Consider the following 22336-nt stretch of genomic DNA (forward strand, 5'->3'; position numbering starts at 1 on the left):
TCCCCGCAGGCGGGGAGAGGGAGAGGAAGCGCCGTGCGCTCTTAACGTCTCTGCAATGCACTCTCAGGACAACGACGGCGAGATGCTTCCCGCCGCCGTTTGCCTGTCCTCGCAGCGTTACTCCGCCAGCGCGTTGTGCTTCTTCAGCGACGCCTTGAGGTCGGCGAGCGCCGCGTCCGGATCGGCGCCGGTCTTCTTCACGCCGTCGCCCCAGGTCTTGACCAGTGGCTCGGCGGCCTTCTTCCAGGACGCGGTCTGCTCCGGGTTCAGCTTGTAGACCTCGTGGCCTTCTTCCGCCTTCACCTTGTCGATGCCGGCGTCCTCGAACTTGCCCCAGTGCTCGCCGACCACGCCGGCCATCTCGGTGGTGCAGTTCTTGTCGATCGCGGCCTTCTGCTTGTCGGACATCGCGTTGTACTTGTCCTTGTTCATCACGAACACGAAGGTCGTGACGTAGAGCGGCGCGTCCATGTGGTACTTCGTCACCTTGTCGATGCCGAACAGCACCAGCGAGCCCCAGGGGAAGGTGACGCCGTCGGCGACGCCGCGCTCGATGATGTCGCGCACCTCGGGCGCGGACGACTGCACATTGGTGCCGCCGAGCGAGGTGACGAAATTCGCCATGGTGGCGTGCGCCGGGCGGATCTTCAGGCCCTTCACGTCCTCAGGCACCACGATCTTCTTGGTGCGGGAGTGGAAGGAGGAGGGCGAGTGAACGAAGGCGAGGCAGTATTTGACGTCCTTCATCTCCTTCTCGGCATATTTCCGGTACCATGCGTCGAGCCCCATCGAGCCGCCCTTGGCATCCGAGACCAGGAACGGCAGCTCGCCGGCGCCGATGATCGGGAAGCGGCCGGGCTGGTAGCCGGGATTGACATAGGTGACGTCGGCAATGCCATCGCGCGCCATGTCGTAATGGTCGAACGCCTTGCCGAGCTGCTGCGCCGGGAACACCTTGCCCTTGATGGTGCCGCCGGAGTCCCTCTCGACCGCGGCTGCCCAGTCTTCCAGCGATTTCTGCAGCGGATGCGAGGCCGGGACCCAGTGCGAGATCTTCAGATCGAAGGTCTTGTCCTGCGCGAACGCAGGCGTCACGCTCGCTGCCAGCAGCAGTGCCAGACAGGCTTTCCTCATCGGTATTCTCTCCCTCTCTTGACCGTAGCTTCAGCGGCGGCCTCGTTAGTTAACATGTTATATAATTGGCTGGCTTGTTCAAGCCGGAACTGGCGACGCATCGCCTGTGTCGATCTACGTCAGCCTTGTTGCATGGATTTGTCGCGCTGCGGCGACGAGCACTCCCCTTTTGCTTTTGCCCAACCGTTATGTGAGATAATTATCTTGCGCGGGACAACGCGACAAGCGAGCCGCGCGCACCCTACAGGTTCGGAAGGAGCAAGTATTGCGGACAAAAGTCGCAATCATCGGGGCTGGGCCGGCCGGATTGTTGCTCGGGCAACTTCTGCACAGCTACGGCATCGACAACGTCATCCTGGAGCGGCAGAGCGCCGACTATGTGCTCGGGCGTATCCGTGCCGGCCTCCTGGAGGAGGGCACCGTCGCGCTGCTCGATGAGGTCGGAGCCAGCGCACGGGCGCATGCGGAGGGCCTCATCCATGAGGGCATCGAGCTCGCCTTCTCGGGCCGTCGCCACCGCATCGACATGAAGGCTGCGACCGGCAAGACGGTCATGATCTACGGCCAGACCGAGGTCACGCTCGACCTGATGAATGCGCGCCATGCGGCCGGCCTCACCACGGTCTACGAGGCCAAGGATGTCCAGCCGCATGATTTCGACGGCAGTCACCCGCGCGTAACTTACGTCAAGGACGGCGCCGCCCACGAGATCACCTGCGACTTCATCGCCGGCTGCGACGGTTTTCACGGCATCAGCCGCGCCAGCGTTCCGTCCTCCGCGATCGAGGAGTTCGAGCGGGTCTATCCGTTCGGATGGCTCGGCATCCTGTCCGAGACGCCGCCGGTCAGCCACGAGCTGATCTATTCCAATCACGCCCGCGGCTTTGCGCTCTGCACCATGCGCTCGACCAAACGCAGTCGCTATTATGTGCAGTGTGCGCTTGACGACCACATCGACGAGTGGCCGGACGACCGCTTCTGGGACGAGCTCAAGCGCCGGCTCGACCAGGAGGCGGCCGACAGTCTCGTCACCGGACCGTCGATCGAGAAGAGCATCGCGCCGCTGCGCAGCTTCGTCGCCGAGCCGATGCGCTTCGGCAAGATGTTTTTGTGCGGCGACGCCGCCCACATCGTGCCGCCGACCGGTGCCAAGGGGCTGAACCTCGCCGCGTCCGACGCACATTATCTCGCGACCGCCTTGCGCGAATTCTACGACGAGAAATCCAGCGTCGGGATCGACGCCTATTCGACCACGGCCCTGTCGCGGGTCTGGAAGGCCGTGCGCTTCTCCTGGTGGATGACCTCGATGCTGCACAAATTCCCCGACACCGGCTCGATCGGCGCACGCATCCAGCTCGCCGAGCTCGACTATGTCACGCAGTCCAAGGCCGCGATGACATCGCTGTCGGAGAATTATGTGGGATTGCCGTTTTGAGCTGGCACTGACCCTCTCGTGTCCCGGACGCGCTGCAACGCTCTTCGCGTTGCGGCGCAGAGCCGGGACCCACGCTGCACGATCGTTCTCTGAAATATGGGCCCCCGGCTCTGCAGCGCACCGCTGAAGTAGCGCTGCGCTGCGTCCGGGGCACGAGAGCGGGCAAGCTCCCCCTCACCCCTTCGGCGGGGCGAGCGGCTGCACGATCTCCTTGAACGGCGCCAGCGCCTCGCAAGCGTCCGCATGCGCGGCAAGGGCCGGATAGCGCGTCGCCTCGAAGAGCGATGGATGGGCTTCGCGGGTGAAGCGGACCACACAGGCCACCGCGACGTCGGCATGCCCGATGCGATTCCCAAGCCAGTAGGGCGTCGTCACTTTCGCGCGCTCGGCCTCCAGCGCAACGAGGACATCGGCGATCTGCGTCGTGCAGCGATCGACCCACAGCGCAAGCTGCTGATCCTTCCGCAGCACGCGCTCGTAGAGCAGGCTCACCGCCTTGTCGCCGAGGCCCGTGGCCAGCGCGCAGATGCGCTGGTGCCGCCGGCGCTCCGCGCCCGCGCGCGGCAGCATTGCCTTCTCGCTTCCCACGAGCTCGTCGAGATAATCGAGGATGATCGTGCTCTCGATCAGCGCCTCGCCGTCGTCGAGCACCAGCGTCGGCACGCGGCGCAAGGGATTATAGGGCGCAATCTTGTCGGCATCGCCGAACGTCGACCACGGCCTGTGCTCGAAGACGAGCCCATAAAGCCTCAGCGCAATCGCAACGCGGCGGACGAAGGGGGAGTCGTATTGGCCGATCAGGAGCATGCTAACCTCTCGTCGATGAACCTGCCCGTCATTTTCAGATGCGTGACGACGGCAGTGATCTTCCCGTTGGGCACATCGGAATAGCCGTCCGGGACGATCATCCTTTTCTTATTCCCCCTCGTCGCTCGCCAGCACGCCCTTCACCGCGCGCGCCCAGCCCGCCAGCTTCCGCTCCCGCGTGGCCTGGCTCATGTTCGGCTTGAAGCGGTGCTCCAGGCGCCAGTTGTCGGCGAACTTTGTCGGCTCGGGATAGACGCCGGCGGCGAGGCCGGCGAGATAGGCAGCGCCCAGCGCCGTGGTCTCCTGGATCACGGGGCGGTCGACGGGCGCGTCGAGGAGGTCGGCGAGGCGCTGCATGGTCCAGTCGGAGGCGGTCATGCCGCCGTCGACGCGCAGCACGACGCTTGCGGTCTCCGAACTCGGCCAGTCGGCGCGCATCGCGGCCCAGAGGTCGAAGGTCTGGTAGCAGACGCTCTCCAGCGCGGCATGCGCGAGCTCGGCAGGGCCGGTGTTGCGGGTGAGGCCGAACAGCGCACCGCGCACGCGCGGATTCCAGTAGGGCGCGCCCATGCCGACGAAGGCCGGCACGAGATAGACGCTCTGCATGGAATCGGACTGGTCTGCGAGCGGTCCGGTCTCGGCCGCGTGCTTGATGATGCCGAGGCCGTCACGCAACCATTGCACCGCTGATCCCGCGACGAAGATCGAGCCTTCGAGCGCGTAGGTGCGTTTGCCATCGAGCTGATAGGCGATGGTGGTGAGCAGCTTGTTGCTGGAGACCACCGGCGTGGTGCCGGTGTTGAGCAGGGCGAAGCAGCCGGTGCCGTAGGTCGACTTCATCATGCCCGGGCGGAAGCAGGCCTGCCCGATGGTCGCGGCCTGCTGGTCACCGGCGATGCCGGCAATCGCGATCGCGCCGCCGAACAGGTCCGGCGTGCACTCGCCGAAGCGGGCGGAAGAGTCCTTCACCTCCGGGAGCATCGAGCGCGGCACACCGATGATCTCCAGGAGCTCGTCGTCCCACTGGCCGGTATGGATGTTGAAGAGCAGCGTGCGGGAGGCGTTGGTGGCATCCGTTGCATGCACCTTGCCCCCGGTCAGCCGCCAGAGCAGATAGCAATCGATGGTGCCGAACATCAGCTCGCCGCGCGCGGCGCGCGCTCGCGCGCCGGGAACGTGGTCGAGGATCCAGGCGACCTTCGTTCCCGAGAAATAGGGATCGATGATGAGGCCGGTCTTCTGCGAGATCGTCGGCTCGCGGCCGTCGTGCTTCAGTTTCGCGCAGACATCCGCGGTGCGGCGGTCCTGCCAGACGATGGCGCGGTGCACGGCTTGTCCCGTGGCGCGGTCCCACACCACCGTGGTCTCGCGCTGGTTGGTGATGCCGATCGCGGCGATGTCCTTTGCCGCGATCCCCGCCTTGTCGATCGCCTCGCAGCAGACCTTCACGGTCGAGGTCCAGATGTCCTCCGGCTCATGCTCCACCCAGCCCGAGGCCGGAAAATGCTGCGGAAACTCCTGCTGCGCCTTCGCCGCAATGGAAATGTCGCCGCGAAACACGATCGCGCGCGAGGAGGTGGTGCCCTGGTCGATGGCGAGGACGAAAGACATGGAAGCTACCTTGGCGTTTCCGTAGGACGGATCATTGTGTCGCGCCAAAGGGAGCGGATTAGGGCGGGAAGGTCAATATCCCTCCACGACGTCGTCCCGGCGAAGGCCGGGACCCATAACCCCAGGGCAAAGTCGTTGCGCGAGCCGGCAACCAAGAGTCTTCGCCAAACCACGCCCTGTGGCTATGGGTCCCGGATCAGCGCTCGCCAACGCTCGCTTGTCCGGGACGACGTGTGGAGAGGTCGGAGCGAAAAACTACACCGCCGCCGTGGTGACGCCGCCGTCGATGACGATGGTCTGTCCGGTCATGAAGCTCGACGCGTCGGAGGCGAGATAGGCGACCGCGCCGGCGATCTCGTCGGGTTCGCCGATGCGTCGGAGCGGCGTGGTGGCGGTGCGGCGCCTGAGGAGGGCTTCGTCTTCCCAGAGCGCGCGGGCGAAATCGGTTTTGACGAGGCCCGGCGCGATGCAGTTGACCCGCACGCCCTTGGGGCCCCACTCGCCGGCGAGCGAGCGGCACAGCGCGAAGTCGGCGGCCTTGGAGATGCCGTAGGCGCCGATCACGGTCGAGCCGCGCAGGCCTCCGATCGAGGAGATGATGACGACCGAGCCGTTCCCACGCTCCGCCATCTGCGGGATTGCCAGCGCCGAGAGCCAGATGTTGCTCTTGACGTTGCTTCCCATGATCTTGTCGAAGGCCTCGTCGGTGATGTCGAGCAGTGGGCCGTAATACGGGTTCACTGCCGCATTGCAGACGAGGATGTCGATCTTGCCGTAATGCTTGATGGTGCCCGAGATCAGCGCCTCGACCTCGTCCTTGCGGGCGATGTTGCAGGGGATGACGATGGCATCGCCACCGGCGGCGATGATGCCGTCTGCGACTTCCTTGCAGGCATCAGCTTTCCGCGAGGAGATCACGACCTTGGCGCCGAGCTTTGCCAGCAGCTCGGCGGAGGAGCGGCCGATGCCGCGGCTCGAGCCGGTGACGATTGCGACCTTGCCGGTGAGATCGAACGGGGTGTTTTTCATTGTTGTTGGCTCCGTTGATTCCATTTGCTCCGTCATTGCGAGCGCAGCGAAGCAATCCAGACCGTCTCCGCGGAAAGATTCTGGATTGCTTCGCTGCGCTCGCAATGACGACGTGGCGAGATCCCGGGCTCATCGCTTCGCGATGCCCCGGGATGACAGTCGTGGATCAGATCAGCCCGCCCGCATCGGCAACGCGGCGCTGGTGATACTCGGTGTCGCCAAACGTGTTCTCGATCATGGTCAAGCGCTTGAAGTAGTGGCCGATCTTCGCCTCCATGGTCATGCCGATGCCGCCGTGGAGCTGGATCGACTGCTGGCCGACGAATTTCAGCGACTTGCCGATCTGCACCTTGGCCGCGGCGATCGCATTCGAGCGCTCCTTGGCGTCCTCGAAATCGTTCGCCATGGTCGCGAACATCGACATCGAGCGGGCCTGCTCGGCGGCGACGAACATGTCAGAGGCGCGGTGCTGCAGCGACTGGAACGAGCCGATCGCCACACCGAACTGCTTGCGCGTCTTGATGTACTCGACGGTGGTCTTGAGCGATTCGTCCATCAGGCCGACCGCTTCGGCGCAGAGCGCGACGCGGGCTTCATCGACCACGCGCTCGATCAGCGCCAGGCCATCCTCGGGATTGCCGATCGCAGCGTCGCTGCCGACCTCGACGCCGGTGAAGGTGATGTCGGCCGCGTGCAGGCCGTCCTGGGTGGGATAGCCCTTTTTGCTGACGCCCTTGGCGTCGGCGGGGACCAGGAAGACACCGATGCCGGTCTTGTCGCGGCGGTCGCCCTTGGTGCGCGCGGTCACGATCAGCGTGTCGGCGTTCTCGCCGTTGAGCACGACGAACTTTTCGCCGTCGATGACCCAGCCGTCGCCTTTCTTCTTCGCGGTCGTGGTGACGTCGAAGAGATCGTAGCGCGAGTTCTTCTCGAGCTGGGCAAAGGCGAGCGTCTTGCTGCCGTCGATGATGCCCGGCAAATGCGCGGCCTTCTGCGCGTCGTTGCCGGCGTGACGCAGGAAGCCGCCGCCGATCACGACCGTTGCGAGATAGGGCTCTAGCACCAGCGCCTTGCCCAGCGCCTCCATCACGATCATGGTCTCGACGCGGCCGCCGCCGAAGCCGCCATCGGCTTCTGCGAAGGGCAGGCCGAGCAGACCCTGCTCGGCGAGCTTGTCCCACACGGCTTTGCTCCAGCCGCCCTTCTCCTTCATGTACTTCTTGCGCTGCTCGAAATCGTAGGAATCGGTCAGCAGGCCGTCGATGCTTTCCTTGAGAAGCCGCTGCTCCTCGGACAGATCAAAATCCATTTCTTTGGTTCCTCGTACCCGGATCATCTGATTTCGTCATTCCACGTTGCGCAAGTGCGCAATGGGGATGGCCCGAAGGGCCAGGCCCGGAATCCATTTCGCCTTAGAACGTGCGGCCCGATGGATTCCGGGCTCGCGACTTCGTCGCGCCCCGGAATGACGATGGAAATTGCCCTCTCCCCGCCTCGGCGGAGAGGGAGAAGATCAAAGCCCCAGCACCGCCTTGGCGATGATGTTGCGCTGAATCTCGTTGGAGCCGCCGTAGATCGAGACCTTGCGGTTGTTGAAGTAGCTCGGCGCGATCTGGGCGGTCCAGTCCATGGCTTCGTTCGAGCCGTCGTCGCCGTGGATGTCGTAGGGCGCGGCGAACGGGCCGATCACTTCCATGAGCAGCTCGGTCGTGGTCTGCTGGATTTCGGAGCCCTTGATCTTCAGCACGGACGAAGCCGGATTGGGCTTGCCCTTGCCGTGCTTGCCCTCATCCGCGACGACGCGGAGCTGGGTGAGCTCGAGCGCCTTCAGCTCGATCTCACAGGCGGCCAGCTTCTCGCGGAAGGCGGCGTCCTGGATGATGGGCTTGCCGCCGGATTCGACCTTGCCGGCGAGATCGCGGATGCGGCGCAGCCGCTCCTTGGAGACGCCGACGCGGGCGATGCCGGTGCGCTCATTGCCGAGCAGGAACTTTGCGTAGTCCCAGCCCTTGTTCTCCTCGCCGATCAGGTTCTCATAGGGCACCTCGACGTCGTCGAAGAAGACTTCGTTGACCTCGACGCCGCCGTCGATGGTCTGAATCGGGCGCACCGTGACACCCTTCGACTTCATGCTGAAGACGATGAAGGAGATGCCCATCTGCTTCTTGGCGCTGGCATCAGTACGGCAGAGGCAGAAGATCATGTCGGCATGTTGGGCGAGCGTGGTCCAGGTCTTCTGGCCGTTGATGATCCACCTGTCGCCCTTGCGCTCAGCCTTGGTCTTGAGCGAGGCGAGGTCCGAGCCCGAACCGGGCTCCGAGAAGCCCTGGCACCACCAATCGTCGACATTGGCAATGCGCGGCAGGTACTGCTTCTTCTGCTCCTCGTTGCCGAAGGTGTAGATGACCGGGCCGACCATGCTGACGCCGAAGGCGAGCGGCTGCGGCGCCGGGTAGGACTGCAGCTCCTCGTTGAAGATGTAGTGCTGAACGGATGTCCAGCCCGTGCCGCCATACTGCTTCGGCCAGTGGCTGACGCCCCAGCCCTTCTTGTTGAGGATGCGCCACCAGGTCACCATCTCGTCCTTCGACAGATGGCGGCCCTCGACCAGCTTGCGCCGGGTGTCCGGCGGAACGTTGTCGCGGAAGAACTGCCGCACCTCCTCGCGAAACGCCTGCTCTTCCTTCGTGAATGCGAGATCCATCGGATCCTCCTGTCCAGCTTCTTTTCTCTGCGTCATCCTGGCTGTCGCCAGGACGACGGTGAACTACTGCAGCACCTCAAACAATCCCGCCGCGCCCATGCCGCCGCCGACGCACATGGTGACGACTGCATACTTCGCCTTGCGGCGGCGGCCTTCGATCAGGGCGTGGCCGGTGAGGCGCGCGCCCGACATGCCGTAGGGATGGCCGACCGCGATCGCGCCGCCATCGACGTTGATCTTGTCGGGATCGATGCCGAGCTTGTCGCGGCAGTAGAGCACCTGCACCGCGAAGGCCTCGTTCAATTCCCAGAGACCGATGTCGTCGACCGTCAGCCCGTGGCGCTTGAGCAGCCGCGGCACGGCGAAGACGGGGCCGATGCCCATCTCGTCCGGCTCGCAGCCGGCGGAGACGAAGCCGCGGAAGATGCCGAGCGGCTTGAGCCCCCGTTTGGCGGCTTCCTTGTCGCTCATGATCACGGATGCGCTGGCGCCATCGGAGAGCTGGCTGGCGTTGCCGGCGGTGATGGTGAAACCTTCGCCGCGCACCGGCTTGAGGCCGGCGAGGCCTTCAGCCGTGGTCTCGGGACGCGGGCCTTCGTCCTGCGACAGCGTGACGTCCTTGAAGGAGACTTCGCCGGTGGCCTTGTCGGTCACGGCCATCCTGGTCGTGATCGGCGCGATCTCGTCCTTGAACTTGCCGCCCTGCTGCGCGGCCGCGGTGCGGCGCTGGCTCTCCAGCGAATATTCGTCCTGCTTCTCGCGCGAGATGCCGTAGCGTTTGGCGACCACTTCCGCCGTATCGATCATGGGCATGTAGACCTCGCCCTTGATCTTGAGCAGCGCCGGATCCTGGGCGTGGAAGCCGTTCATCTTGTCGTTCTGCACGAGGCTGATCGACTCGCCGCCGCCGCCGACCGCGATCTCGACGCCGTCGAAGATCACCGAGCGCGCGGCGAGCGCAATCGCCTGCAGCCCCGAGGCGCATTGCCGGTCGATGGTGGTGCCGGCCACGGTGACGGGCAGGCCAGCGCGCAGCAGCGCCTTGCGCGCGATGTTGCCGCCGGTCGCACCCTGCTGGAGGGCGGCGCCCATCACGACGTCCTCGACCTCCTTCGGATCGATCTTTGCGCGTGCGACGGCCTCGCCGATGGCGTGGCCGAGCAGCGTTGCGCCCTCGGTGGCATTGAGCGCGCCGCGATAGGCCTTGCCGATCGGGGTGCGGGCGGTGGAAACGATGACGGCGTCGGTCAAGAGCGACCTCCTGATGCGAGTTGGGTGGATTGTGACGGTTTCTGCTGCTGGCGCAATTCGTGGCGCGACAGCTTTCCGACGGGCGTGCGCGGCAGGTCGTCGACGAACTCGACCGCGGCCGGCAATTCGTGCTTGCCGACCTTGCCTGTGAGCTGCGCACGCAATTCGTCGAGCGAGAACGGCTTTGCGTCCGGCCTCAGCTTGATGAAGGCCTTCGCGGCCTCGCCGCGATACTGGTCGGGAATGCCCAGCACGATGACCTCGTGCACGCCCGGAATGGTGTAGATCGCCTGCTCGATCATCTGCGGATAGACGTTGAAGCCGCCGGAGATGATCATGTCCTTCTTGCGGTCGACCAGGAAGAAATAGCCGTCCGCGTCCGTGTAGCCGATGTCGCCAGTGAGGAAGCGGCCGTCGGCAAAGGACTCCGCCGATTCCTTCGGCTTGTTCCAGTAGCCCCTGGTGACGTTCGGGCCCTTGATGCGGATCTCGCCGACTTCGCCTGGCGGCAGCACCTTGGTCGGATCGTCGAGCGCGACGACGTCGAGCTCGATGCCGGGCAACATCAGGCCGATCGAGCCCGGTTTGTCCGGACCTTTCGGCGGATGGCCGGTGCCGGGCGAGCAGGTCTCGGTCATGCCCCAGCCGCTCCGGAGCCTCTTGCCGACCTTGCTCTCGAAGAATTTCGCCACCTCGACCGGCAGCGGTGCGCCGCCGGAGCCGATCGCATTGAGCGAGGAGAAATCGCGCTTGGCGAGATCGGGCAGCGCAGCGATCGCGATCCACATCGTCGGCACGCCCGGAAAATAGGTCGCGCGCTTGACCTCGATGTCGCGCATCACGGCCTCGACGTCGAAGCGCTGATGGAGCGAGATCAGATTGCCGCGGCGGAGCGAGGAGAGCAGCACCACCGTGAGTGCGTAGATGTGGAACAGCGGCAGCACGCAGATCACGCGCTCGATGACGTCGCCGCGCGCTGCGCGTGCCGGCTTGCCCCAGACGTCGTAGATCGACACGGCGGAGGTGAGATTGCCGTGCGTGAGCATCGCGCCCTTGGGCAGACCGGTGGTGCCGCCGGTATATTGCAGGAGCGCGACATCGTCGGCGGTCACGGCCGGCCACTCTGCCGGCGCGGCGGAGCCGTCGGTGAAAGCCTTGAAGGTGACGATGCGGGGATCGCTCGGGATCGCCGCCTGCGGTGTACCGACCTTGCCCCAATTGTCGTCCTCGCACACGACGAGGCGGTCGATCAGGCCCTTGTCGAGGAATTTCAGCGCGGTCGGCAGCAGCGCGGCGAGGTTCGAAGTGACGAGCACCCGCGAACCGGAGTCGGCGACCTTGTGTGTCAGCGCGATCTCGCCGTCGAGCGGGGAGAGATGCGCGACACGGGCGCCGGCCTTCAGCGCGCCGAAGAAATTGACGGGGTGATCGGGGGTATTGCCGAGGAACAGCGCAACCGACGAGCCTTCGCCGCAGCCGGCGCGCAGGAACGCCGCAGCCGCGCGCTCGGCCATCGCGGCGAGCTCGGCGTAGCTGATCGGACGTTCGCGAAATTCCAGCGCAGCGCGCGTGCCGTAATCGGCGGCGGCTTTCGACAACAGGTCAGGGAGCGTGCCCTGGACGATGGTGTCGCCCCAACGCACGCCCTCGGGATAAAACCGTTCGCCGGGATGGGTCATCTTCTGCACCACAATCAGTCGTCATTCCGGGGCGCGACGAAGTCGCGAGCCCGGAATCCATCAGGCCGCGCGAGCAAAGGCGAAATGGATTCCGGGTCTGGCCCTTCGGGCCATCCACGTTGCGCAACTGCGCAACGCGGAATGACACGCGGACAGGCAGCCGCCATCACGCCGCTTTCGACGCCGCCGCCAGCGAGGCGAAGGTCTTGCCCTCCGCCGCGAGCTTCTTCAGCAGCGGCGCGGGCTCGAGGCTGGGGTCGTTGGTCTCCTTGGCGTAGAAGGCGAGGCGATCGGCGATGTGCTTGAGGCCGACCGTGTCGGCCCAGAACATCGGGCCGCCGCGGTAGATCGGCCAGCCGTAGCCATAGAGCCAGACCACGTCGATGTCGGAGGGGCGCGCCGCGATGCCTTCTTCCAGGATCTTCGCGCCTTCGTTGACCATCGGATACATCATGCGCTCGAGGATCTCCTCGTCGCTGACGACGCGCTTCTTGCGGCCGAGACGAAGCAGCGTCTCGTCGATCAGCTTCTCGACCTCCGGATCGGGCAGCGGCGAGCGCGAGCCCGCCTCATACTTGTAGTAGCCCTTGCCGGTCTTCTGGCCGAAGCGGCCGGCTTCGCACAGCGCGTCCGCGATCTCCGACTTGATGCCGCGGTCCTTGCGCGAGCGCCAGCCGATGTCGAGGCCGGCGAGGTCGCCCATCGCGAATGGCCCCATCGGCATGCCGAATTTTGTCACCACGGCGTCGACTTGCTGCGGCAGGGCGCCTTCGAACAGCAGCTTCTCCGACTGCTTGCTGCGCTGGGCCAGCATGCGGTTGCCGACAAAACCGTCGCAGACGCCGACCACCGCCGGCACCTTGGCGATCTTGCGCGCGATCGAGACGGCGGTGACCAGCGCATCCGGCGCGGTCTTGTCGGCGCGCACGATCTCGCACAGCTTCATGACGTTGGCCGGCGAGAAGAAGTGCATGCCGAGCACGTCCTGCGGTCGCTTGGTCGACTTCGCGATCTCGTCGATGTTCAGATACGAGGTGTTGGAGGCGAGCACCGCGCCCGGCTTGACGAACTGGTCGAGCTTGCCGAACACTTCCTTCTTCACCGCCATGGTCTCGAACACCGCCTCGATGACGAGGTCTGCATCGCCGACATTCTCGATGCCGACGACGCCGTTGATCAGTGCCATGCGCTTGGCAGGCGCGTCCGCCGGGATGCCGCCGCGTGCCGCGGTCGCTTCCCAGTTCTTCTGCATGATGCCCATGCCGCGCTTGAGCTGTTCCTCGCCGGTCTCGATCAGCGTGACGGGAATGCCGGCATTGGCAAAGGACATCGCGATGCCGCCGCCCATGGTGCCGGCGCCGAGAATGGCAACACGGTTGACCGGCCGCGACTTGGTGCCTTCAGGAACACCCGCGATCTTGTTGGCCTCGCGCTCGGCGAAGAACGCGTAACGCTGCGCCTTGGACTGGTCGCTGGCGACGAGCTTGAGGAAGCCTTCGCGCTCCTTCTTCAGGCCCTCGTCGAACGGCAGGTCGATGGCATAGCCGACGGCGTCGGCCGCGGCGAACGGCGCTTCCAGCCCGCGCGCCTTCTTGGTCATGGCGGCGACCGCATTGGTGAAGATCGAGCGATCGGCCTTGGCGGCGGCGATCTTGGAGTCGTCGTCGCGCAGGCGCCGCAACGGGCGCTTCTCGGCGAGCAGCTTGCGAACAAAAGCTTCGCCGCCGGAGGCGGGGCCTTCGACGATTTCCTCGATCAGGCCGTTCTTCAGCGCCTCCGTCGCGCCGATCGGATCGCCGCCGACGATCATCTTGACCGCGAGCTCCGGTCCCACTGCGCGCGGCAGGCGCTGGGTGCCGCCGGCGCCGGGCAAAAGACCGAGCTTCACCTCGGGCAGGCCGAGCTTGGCCTCTTTCACGGCGACGCGGAAATGACAGGCAAGCGCAACCTCGAGGCCGCCGCCGAGTGCGGTGCCGTGGATCGCGGCGACGACCGGCTTCGGCGAATTCTCGATCTCCGAGAGGACGTCGTTGAGGGCAGGAGCCTTCGGCGGCTTGCCGAATTCGGTGATGTCGGCGCCGGCGATGAAGGTGCGTCCGGCGCAGGTCAGAACGATGCCCTTGATCGCGGGATCGGCTACCGCGGCCTTGATGCAGTCTAGGATACCGCCGCGGACTGCGGCACTCAGCGCATTGACCGGAGGGCTATCAACCGTGACGATCCCGATTTCGTCATGACGCTCAAGCTTGACCACTTCGCTCACGGCTTCCCTCCTTGGTGGGGATTTACTTTTGTTCGATTTCGCGGTGCGGAATTTAATTCCGCATCTTGACGGCAGGGTTATTTTGAAGCACGGACGTTGTCAACGACTCCGCGCAAGAAGCAGATCAGGGATGAAGCGTACAGGAAAGAAGACTGCGACCGATCGGAATTTCGTCGTCGCGCTTTCCCGCGGACTAGATGTATTGCGCGCATTCCAACCCAGCGACGGACTTCTCGGCAATCAGGAAATCGCGGCGCGCACGAACCTGCCGAAGCCGACGGTGTCACGGCTGACCTACACGTTGACGAAGCTCGGTTATCTTACGCCGGTTCCCCGTTTCGAGAAGTATCAGCTCGCCCCCGCGGCGATGGCACTCGGTTACGCGGCGCTCGCCAATCTCGGTGTTCGGCATTTGTCCGAGCCGTTCCGCGAAGAAGTGATGCGCGCGACCGGCGGCGCGGTCGCGGTCGGCGGCCGCGATCGTCATAGCATGATCTATTTTGGGCAGAGTCGCGGCAGCGAGACGGTGGGCGTTCAACTTGACGTCGGCTCTCGCGTGCCGATTGCAACCAGCGCGATGGGCCGCGCCTATTTCTGGGCGCTGGACGAAGATGATCGCGCAGACCTATCGCGTATTCTTCGCGAACATTACGGCAGCCGCTGGCCCAAGATGCGCGACGGACTGGAGCGTTCCGGTGAAACCGTCGCGAAGTATGGTTTTGCGATTTCAGTCGGCGACTGGCACGACGACATCGGTGCCGCTGGCGTCGCGCTCAAGCTGAACGACGGAACCGGTCCCTACGCTTTCAACTGTGGCGCGCCTGCATTCCGCTTCACGGAAGAGCGCTTGATCAACGACATTGGACCGCGTCTCGTCGCGATGGTAAGGAACATCGAAGCGGCGCTGGGGGGGCTGGTGCCGCATTCAAAAAAAGACGACAGCAAAAAGCTGAAATCAGGAGGAAAAGTTGCGCGTGTGGCCGAGGGGATCAGATAGCCTTTGTCATTGCCCGGGACGGCTCGCATCGTCCCTCCGCCCGCTGAACGGTGTGGGCGAGACGAGATGACGCAGGCACAGCTCGCGCAGGGGACGTCGCCTCTGCTCGCGGTTCGCGACGTCAGCGTCGTGTTCGGCGGCATCGTCGCGCTCAACGGCGTGTCCTTCGACATGCACAAGGGCGCCATCCTCGGCCTGATCGGCCCCAACGGTGCCGGCAAGACCACGCTGTTCAACTGCCTTTCCCGGCTCTACCAGCCCTCGTCGGGCGACATCCTGATGGAGGGCGTCAGCATCCTGTCGCGGCCGCCGCACCGGATCGCCGAGATCGGCATCGGCCGCACCTTCCAGAACGTGGCGCTGTTTCCGAATCTCTCGGTGATGGACAACGTTCGTGTCGGCGCCCATTCGAAGACCTCCGGCGACATCATCAGCGATTCGCTGCGTCTGGCGTGGGTCCGGCGCAGCGAGGCCAGCATCAACAAGAAGGTGCACGAGATCCTCGCCTATCTCGACCTCGAGGAGGTTGCCCACACCACGGTCTCGGGCCTGCCGTTCGGCACGCAGAAGCGCGTCGAACTGGCGCGGGCGCTGGCGGCCGATCCGAAGATCCTGCTGCTCGACGAGCCGGCCGGCGGCCTCAACCACGAGGAGGTCTATGTGCTCGGCGACCTCATCCGCCGCATCCGCGACGACCGCCACATGACCGTGCTGCTGGTCGAGCATCACATGGGCCTCGTGATGTCGATCGCCGACCACGTCGTCGCATTGAACTTCGGCAAGAAGCTCGCGGAAGGCACGCCCGCCCAGGTGCAGGCGGATCCCGACGTCATCAAGGCCTATCTCGGGAGCAAGGACCAATGACGCAACTGCTCAACGTCAGTGACCTGCGCGCCTATTACGGTCAGGTCCAGGCGCTCCACGGCCTGTCCTTCTCGCTCAACGAGGGATCGCTGACGACGCTGCTGGGTGCCAACGGCGCCGGCAAGACCACGACGCTGCGCGCGATCTGCAACATGGTGCGTTCCACCGGCGGCATCGAGTTCGACGGCAAGCCGCTCAGCAACCGCTCCACCGAGAGCATCGTTCGGTTCGGCATCGCCCACGTGCCGCAGGGCCGCGGCACCTTCACCAACATGACGGTGGAGGAGAACCTCCAGCTCGGCGCAATCACCCGCAAGGACAGCGCCGGCATCGTCTCCGACATTGAGCGCATGTATGCGCATTTCCCGGTGCTGAAGCAGCGGCACACCCAGCAGGCCGGCACGCTCTCCGGCGGCGAGCAGCAGATGCTCGCGGTCGCGCGCGCGCTGATGCTGCGGCCGCGGCTGATGCTGCTCGACGAGCCCTCCTTCGGCCTGGCGCCGCTGGTGGTGCGCGATCTGTTCGGCATCCTCGGCAAGATCAACCGCGAGGACAAGGTGTCGATCCTGGTGGTCGAGCAGAACGCCCAGCTCGCGCTCGAGCTCGCCGACCAGGCCTATGTGATCGAGACCGGCCGCATCGTGATGTCGGGCAATGCCAAGGACATCGCGAACAACGAAGAAATCCGCAAATCCTATCTGGGTTACTGAGGGAGCCGGGACAATGGAGCTGTTCACCAACCAGGTCCTGGCCGGCATCGCCACGGGCGCGATCTACGCCTGCATGGCGCTCGCCGTGGTCATGATCTACCAGGCCATCGACCATCTCAACTTCGCGCAGGGCGAGATGGCGATGTTCTCGACCTTCATCTCGTGGCAGCTGATGCAGTGGGGCATACCCTATTGGGGCGCGTTCGTGATCACGCTGGTGTTCTCCTTCATCGGCGGCATCGCGATCGAGCGCATCCTGTTCAAGCCGCTCGCCAAGGCGCCGGTGCTGACCAACGTCGCCGGCTTCATCGCGCTGTTCGCGATCATCAACTCCTCGGCCGGGCTGATCTGGGACTTCACCATCAAGCAGTACCCGACCCCGTTCGGCTCCGCGCCGTTCCTGGGCAGCCAGCTGATCTCGACCCACCAGGCCGGCATGATCGGCGTCACCGTGCTGCTGCTGCTCGGCCTCTACTTCTTCTTCCAGTACACCCGCATCGGCCTTGCGATGCGCGCGGCCGCCTCGGTGCCTGAATCGGCGCGCCTCGTCGGCATCAACACAAGCTGGATGATCGCGCTGGGCTGGGGCATGGCCTCGGCGATCGGCTCGATCGCCGGCATGCTGATCGCGCCGGTCGTGTTCCTCGAGCCCAACATGATGGGCGGCGTCCTGATCTACGGCTTTGCCGCGGCAGTGCTCGGCGGTCTCACCAGCCCGTTCGGCGGCGTGGTCGGCGGCTTCCTGGTCGGCATCTTCGAGAACCTCGCCGGCACCTACATTCCCGGCGTCGGCAACGAGCTGAAACTCCCGATCGCGCTTGCGCTGATCATCTCCGTCCTGGTCGTCAAACCCGCTGGCCTGTTCGGCCGGCACATCGTCAAGCGAGTTTGATCATGAGCGCTGCAGAAGAAGTCGTTGCAGAAGGCCACCAGGCGGTCGAGGCCGTTCCGAAGCGGGCCATGACGCTGGGCACCGGCACCTCGCTGGTGGTGCTCGCCGCGCTGGTGATCGCACCCGTCTTCGTCAAGAACTTCATCATCTTCCAGATGACGATGCTCCTGATCTACGGGCTCGCCGTGCTGGCGCTGAACATCCTGACCGGCGGCTCGGGCCAATTCTCGCTCGGCCAGAGCGCGTTCTACGCGGTCGGCGCCTACACGACGGCGGTGCTGATGGAGCACTTCAACATCAACTATGCGCTGACTTTGCCCATCGCAGGCGTGGTCTGCTTCGGCTTCGGATTCCTGTTCGGACAGCCCGCGCTGCGGCTCTCCGGCGTCTATCTGGCGCTCGCGACCTTCGCGCTCGCGACCGCCATGCCGCAGTTGCTGAAGCTGAACTTCCTCGAGCACTGGACCGGCGGCGTGCAGGGCCTCGTCGTCACCAAGCCCGACGCGCCGTTCGGCCTGCCGATGTCGCAGGACATGTGGCTGTACTACTTCACGCTCGTCGTGACGATCGCGATCTACATCTTCTCGGTGAACCTCTTGCGCTCCCGCTCGGGCCGCGCCTTCATGGCGATCCGAGACAACGAGATCCCGGCCTCCGCCATGGGCGTCAACGTCGCGCTCTACAAGACACTGGCCTTCGGCGTGTCCGCGGCGATCACCGGTATCGCCGGCTCGCTCGGCGCCATCGCGGTGCAGTTCGTGGCCCCCGACAGCTACACCATCACGCTCGCGATCTCGCTGTTCCTCGGCATGGTGGTCGGCGGCGTCGGCTGGCTGCCCGGCTCGTTCGTCGGCGCGGCCTTCATCATCTTCGTGCCCAACATCGCGGAGGGCATCTCCAAGGGCCTGTCCGGCGCGGTATTCGGCGTACTCCTGTTCCTCGTCATCTACCTCGTGCCCCATGGCGCAAGGCAGGTCGCGATCGCCGGCAAGAGCGAATCGTAAAGAACAAAAATACAGACGCAAACCCAAGTAAGGAGCCAAGAGAAATGATTGCAAAGACACTACGGCCCGCCCTTCTCGCGGTGGCGATCACCGTATTCGCCTCGGGCGCAGCACTTGCCCAAAAGAAGTATGACGCCGGCGCAACCGATACCGAAATCAGAATCGGCAATACGTCGCCCTATAGCGGTCCTGCATCGTCTTACGGTGTGATCGGGAGAACCGAAGAAGCGTTTTTCAAGATGATCAACGACAAGGGGGGCATCAACGGTCGGAAGATCAAGTTCATCAGCTATGACGACGGCTACTCGCCGCCCAAGACAGTCGAACAGGTTCGCAAGCTCGTCGAGAGTGACGAAGTGTTACTCGTATTTAGTTCGATAGGCACCCCAACTAACTCGGCAATCCAGAAATATCTCAATTCCAAAAAGGTCCCGCAACTCTTTGTCGCAAGCGGCGCCAAAAAGTGGGACGATCCGAATAACTTCCCCTGGACCATGGGTTTTCTATTGGACTTCCAGACCGAGGCTCAAATCTATGCAAAATGGCTGATGAAAGAGAAGCCGGACGCCAAGATCGGGATTCTCTATCAAAACGATGATTTTGGAAAGGAGTACCTGAGGGGCGTCAAGGACGGACTCGGTGCCAAGGCCTCGTCCATGATCATGATGGAGGAGAGCTATGAGGTATCCGAGCCATCGATCGACTCGCACATTATCAAGCTCAAGGCGGCCAATCCCGACGTGCTGATGATTTTTGCGACGATCAAGTCCGGCGCGCAAGCCATCAAGAGAACGGCTGAGCTCGGCTGGAAACCGCTCCAGATCATCAATAACGGAGCATCTTTCGTTAGCAGCGTGATGAAGCCAGCCGGCTTCGAGAATGCGCAGGGCGTGCTGTCCGCGGCCTACGCCAAGGACGGCGCCGATCCGCAATGGAACGACGATCCGGGAATGAAACGGGTGTACGAGTTCCTGGACAAGTACATGCCGGGTGCCGACAAGACCGATGGGGGCATCATCCACGGTTATGGGGTATCTCAGACGCTGGTCAAGGTTCTCGAAATGTGTGGTGACGATCTCACGCGCGCCAATGTCATGAAGCAGGCGGCGAGTCTGAGGGACTATGCACCCGACACGCTGCTGCCCGGAGTGAAGATCAACACGAGCTCGACCTCTTATGCTCCGATCACTCAGCTCCGGATGCAACGTTTCAAGGGTGAGAAATGGGAGCTTTTTGGCGGCCTTCTCAGCAGAGACGCTCAGCGCGAATAGCATGCGTCCTGGTCAGTGATCCGGGCAGGAGCCCTGCGGTGCTCGTCAAGTCTCGGGTCTGTGCAAACCTTTAACTGCATGGACTCGAGTTTCATGGCCTAGCCGGATTGAGGCCAGGGGGCGGCTCATTCATTCAGATCAGGAAACAGTCAATTGCGCTGCGCGCATTTTTCGAAGGACCGCACAAGACTAAGCTCAATTGACAATAAGAACTAGAATAGGTTGGAGGAGATAGTGTTTCCAAGCGGCGGCGCCGATCAGGGCGCATCGGCAATCGTAGAGAGCATTCTCTTGGTACATCCAAGGGTACGCTTTGCCATGGGTTTTCACCGGCGGATCCTTGCCCAGAGCCGAAATTCAAGCGTGTGCATTGACGCTCGCGTATTCATCCCCTTAGGAGCGGCGCTATGAACGGTGGTCGCTCAGCTCTACGCGTGGAAGAGAAGGAGCTAATTGCCGAGGGAATCTGTCGACTGCGCTTAGTTGATCCACGTGGCGTACGCCTCCCGGACTGGGCACCCGGCGCACATATCGACCTGAACCTCCCAAACGGCCTGACCCGTCAGTTCTCGCTTTGCGGCAATCGCTGGGATGCGATGTCATACGAGATTGCCGTGCTGTTGGAGCCGGACAGCCGCGGCGGATCTCAGTACATCCACCAGGAGTTGTGCGTCGGCGACCTAGTGCAGGTAGGTGGACCACGCAATAACTTCAGGCTCGTCCCTGCGGCTCACTACCTCTTCGTGGCCGGAGGAATTGGCATCACGCCGCTGCTCCCCATGCTCGAGCAAGCAGCTATGATGGAGATCCCGTGGACGCTGCTATACATCGGCCGGCGGCTTTCGTGGATGGCATACCTTGACCGGCTGCGTGCGCACGCTGATCGAATTGCGATCTGTTCCCGAGATAAGCAGGACCGTCCTGATCTTGCTGCCGCTGTCTCAAGCTTGCCGCCAGGAGCCAAAGTTTATTGCTGCGGGCCGACATCGATGATCGATGCGCTCGAGCAGATATGCACCGTTCTCCCGCCCGGTTCGCTCCGAAGGGAGCGTTTCTCCGCGAAAGTACAACCGGCGCCGGTTCGCTCCACCGCCTACAAGGTTGAACTCGCACGCAGCGGGAAGGTGCTGAACCTCCAGCCGGGTGAATGCGTGCTCGATGCCATACTCGAAGCTGGCACGCCTCTGCTTGCATCCTGCCGTGAGGGGCTGTGCGGTACCTGCGAGACCGCAGTTCTTCGTGGGGTTCCCGATCATCGGGACTCGATCCTGAGTGATGCGGAGCGCGAGCGCAACAACTCGTTCTACCCCTGTGTTTCAAGGTCGGCCTCGGACCGGCTCGTCATCGATCTCTGAGGTCCAAGGAGGACTGGAATGCCGTCATCGAGTCAAGCAATCCCGACCTTTGGGCGCGAACCGCCCGTCCTTGCCGGCGACCCGTTCAGCGACGCGGTGCTGACCAGCCCGTTCGAATTCCAGCACTCGCTCCGCGAGGCGGGACCCGTCGCCTACCTGCCCAGCCACAACGTCTACGCAATGGGCCGTTATGACGAAGTGCGCGCGGCGCTGGTCAATTGGCAGGGTTTCGAGTCCGGCAACGGCGTTGGACTGTTCAACCCCCGCAGCGAGACACCGTACCGTCGTCCGCCCAGCGCGATTCTCGAACTCGATCCCCCGATCCACGATGCACCTCGGCACGCGCTCGAACAGGCGCTCGGTCCGCGCATGCTGACGCGGTTCAGGGATGATTGGGCGCGCACTGCGGAAATCGTGGTCGACGAACTCCTGAAGCGCGAGGTAATAGACGCGGTATCCGATCTTGCGGAGGCGTTCCCCTTGAAAGTATTCCCCGAAGCGATGGGCATACCGGAGGAGGGGCGTGAGAACCTGCTGGTCTATTCGGACCACAACTTCAACTCCTTTGGACCCAACAACGCGCTAGTCGAGAAGGGCAGGAAGGCTTTCACCGAGTTGGTCGGGTGGATGGGCAAGCAGGGCACCCGCGAGTCGCTTCGTCCCGACGGTCTGGGGGCTAGCATCTGGGCGAAGACCGATGAGGGCGATCTCACGGCGGAACAGGCGGGGGGAGTCATCAGGTCCCTGCTCATCGCTGGACTGGACACGACCATACATGCGCTTGGCGCAATCATCGACGCATTTTTGTCCGCGCCCCAACAATGGCAGGTCCTGCGCGCGGAGCCGAAGCGTGCGCGAGTCGCGTTCGATGAAGCCATTCGGTGGGCATCGCCAGTGCAGACATTCTTCCGCACGGCTACCCGCGACGTCATTGTAGCCGACACGAAGATACCCGAGGGTGAAAAGATACTGATGTTCCTCGGCGCGGCGAACCGCGACCCGCGACGCTGGGACAATCCTGACCACTTCGATCTAAATCGCGACCCGTCAGGTCACGTCGGGTTCGGAATGGGGATCCATCATTGCGTCGGCCAGCATGTTGCACGGCAGGAAGCGGAGGTCGTCCTGCACGAACTCGCGCGACGGGTTGCTCGTATTGAACCCGCAGGTGAGCCGAAGCCGCATCTGAACAACACATTGAAGGGATGGAAGACGCTGCCCGTGCGCCTTATCGCGGCGTAAAGGGCCGCGTGGCAATAACGCCGATCGCATCGAGCTGTTCCGGCAGCCGCGCCCGATGCCCGATTGGGACTTCGCAGTCGACTCGTGG

General features: G+C 63.9%; 18 protein-coding genes. 9 read left to right on the forward strand and 9 right to left on the reverse strand.

Translation table 11 applies throughout. From position 1 onward, the window contains the following. Positions 1–117: 117 nt before the first annotated feature. Complete coding sequence (locus tag AXW67_RS33170) at positions 118–1134, reverse strand: TRAP transporter substrate-binding protein (protein WP_063681313.1); 1017 nt, start codon at positions 1132–1134, stop codon at positions 118–120. A 265-nt stretch (positions 1135–1399) separates the two neighbouring features. Between AXW67_RS33170 and pobA the strand changes: the two genes are divergently transcribed. Next, positions 1400–2569 (forward strand): 4-hydroxybenzoate 3-monooxygenase, encoded by a 1170-nt coding sequence (gene pobA, locus AXW67_RS33175; RefSeq protein ID WP_063681314.1) that lies wholly within the window; start codon positions 1400–1402, stop codon positions 2567–2569. A 174-nt stretch (positions 2570–2743) separates the two neighbouring features. Here the strand turns inward: pobA and AXW67_RS33180 are convergent, their stop codons facing one another. From AXW67_RS33180 to AXW67_RS33215, 8 genes are all read right to left on the reverse strand, one after another. Continuing rightward, positions 2744–3376, reverse strand: coding sequence for a glutathione S-transferase family protein (locus AXW67_RS33180; RefSeq protein ID WP_063681315.1), 633 nt, complete (start codon positions 3374–3376; stop codon positions 2744–2746). A 108-nt stretch (positions 3377–3484) separates the two neighbouring features. After that, on the reverse strand, positions 3485–4987 hold the full coding sequence (gene glpK, locus AXW67_RS33185) for a glycerol kinase GlpK (RefSeq protein ID WP_063681316.1): 1503 nt from the start codon (positions 4985–4987) through the stop codon (positions 3485–3487). A 255-nt stretch (positions 4988–5242) separates the two neighbouring features. Beyond that, on the reverse strand, positions 5243–6016 hold the full coding sequence (locus AXW67_RS33190; protein ID WP_063681317.1) for an SDR family NAD(P)-dependent oxidoreductase: 774 nt from the start codon (positions 6014–6016) through the stop codon (positions 5243–5245). Positions 6017–6182: 166 nt separating this feature from the next. Further along, positions 6183–7325, reverse strand: coding sequence for a pimeloyl-CoA dehydrogenase small subunit (gene pimD, locus AXW67_RS33195; protein ID WP_063681318.1), 1143 nt, complete (start codon positions 7323–7325; stop codon positions 6183–6185). A 204-nt stretch (positions 7326–7529) separates the two neighbouring features. Continuing rightward, positions 7530–8720, reverse strand: a complete 1191-nt coding sequence (gene pimC / locus AXW67_RS33200) for a pimeloyl-CoA dehydrogenase large subunit (protein WP_063681319.1) — start codon at positions 8718–8720, stop codon at positions 7530–7532. Between the two features lie 63 nt (positions 8721–8783). Then, on the reverse strand, positions 8784–9971 hold the full coding sequence (locus AXW67_RS33205; RefSeq protein WP_063681320.1) for an acetyl-CoA C-acyltransferase: 1188 nt from the start codon (positions 9969–9971) through the stop codon (positions 8784–8786). After that, positions 9968–11650 (reverse strand): dicarboxylate--CoA ligase PimA, encoded by a 1683-nt coding sequence (pimA, locus tag AXW67_RS33210; RefSeq protein WP_063681338.1) that lies wholly within the window; start codon positions 11648–11650, stop codon positions 9968–9970. The genes AXW67_RS33205 and pimA overlap by 4 nt, the downstream gene beginning before the upstream one ends. 166 nt (positions 11651–11816) lie before the next feature. Beyond that, complete coding sequence (locus AXW67_RS33215) at positions 11817–13913, reverse strand: 3-hydroxyacyl-CoA dehydrogenase NAD-binding domain-containing protein (RefSeq protein ID WP_063681321.1); 2097 nt, start codon at positions 13911–13913, stop codon at positions 11817–11819. Positions 13914–14043: 130 nt separating this feature from the next. On the opposite strand from AXW67_RS33215, the gene AXW67_RS33220 reads away from it, so the two are divergent. The 8 genes from AXW67_RS33220 (at position 14044) to AXW67_RS33255 (ending at position 22248) form a co-directional block, all read left to right on the forward strand. Further along, positions 14044–14910, forward strand: coding sequence for an IclR family transcriptional regulator (locus AXW67_RS33220; protein WP_063681322.1), 867 nt, complete (start codon positions 14044–14046; stop codon positions 14908–14910). A 66-nt stretch (positions 14911–14976) separates the two neighbouring features. After that, positions 14977–15774: an ABC transporter ATP-binding protein gene (locus AXW67_RS33225; protein ID WP_063681323.1), complete on the forward strand. Its 798-nt coding sequence runs from the start codon at positions 14977–14979 to the stop codon at positions 15772–15774. After that, positions 15771–16484: an ABC transporter ATP-binding protein gene (locus AXW67_RS33230; protein WP_063681324.1), complete on the forward strand. Its 714-nt coding sequence runs from the start codon at positions 15771–15773 to the stop codon at positions 16482–16484. Before AXW67_RS33225 ends, AXW67_RS33230 begins: the two co-directional genes overlap by 4 nt. 13 nt (positions 16485–16497) lie before the next feature. Further along, positions 16498–17376, forward strand: a complete 879-nt coding sequence (locus AXW67_RS33235) for a branched-chain amino acid ABC transporter permease (protein WP_063681325.1) — start codon at positions 16498–16500, stop codon at positions 17374–17376. Positions 17377–17378: 2 nt separating this feature from the next. Continuing rightward, positions 17379–18380: a branched-chain amino acid ABC transporter permease gene (locus AXW67_RS33240; protein ID WP_063681326.1), complete on the forward strand. Its 1002-nt coding sequence runs from the start codon at positions 17379–17381 to the stop codon at positions 18378–18380. Between the two features lie 44 nt (positions 18381–18424). Next, entirely contained in the window at positions 18425–19651 is a 1227-nt protein-coding gene (locus AXW67_RS33245) for an ABC transporter substrate-binding protein (RefSeq protein WP_063681327.1), read from the forward strand. A 407-nt stretch (positions 19652–20058) separates the two neighbouring features. Then, positions 20059–21006 carry a PDR/VanB family oxidoreductase gene (locus tag AXW67_RS33250; protein WP_063681328.1) on the forward strand — a complete coding sequence of 316 codons (948 nt, stop codon included), beginning with the start codon at positions 20059–20061 and terminating at the stop codon, positions 21004–21006. An 18-nt stretch (positions 21007–21024) separates the two neighbouring features. Next, a complete protein-coding gene (locus AXW67_RS33255) occupies positions 21025–22248 on the forward strand; it encodes a cytochrome P450 (RefSeq protein WP_063681329.1) in 1224 nt (407 codons plus the stop codon). The last annotated feature ends 88 nt before the right edge of the window (positions 22249–22336 follow it).

This window comes from Bradyrhizobium neotropicale, assembly GCF_001641695.1.
In the GTDB taxonomy this organism is placed as follows: Bacteria; Pseudomonadota; Alphaproteobacteria; order Rhizobiales; family Xanthobacteraceae; genus Bradyrhizobium; species Bradyrhizobium neotropicale.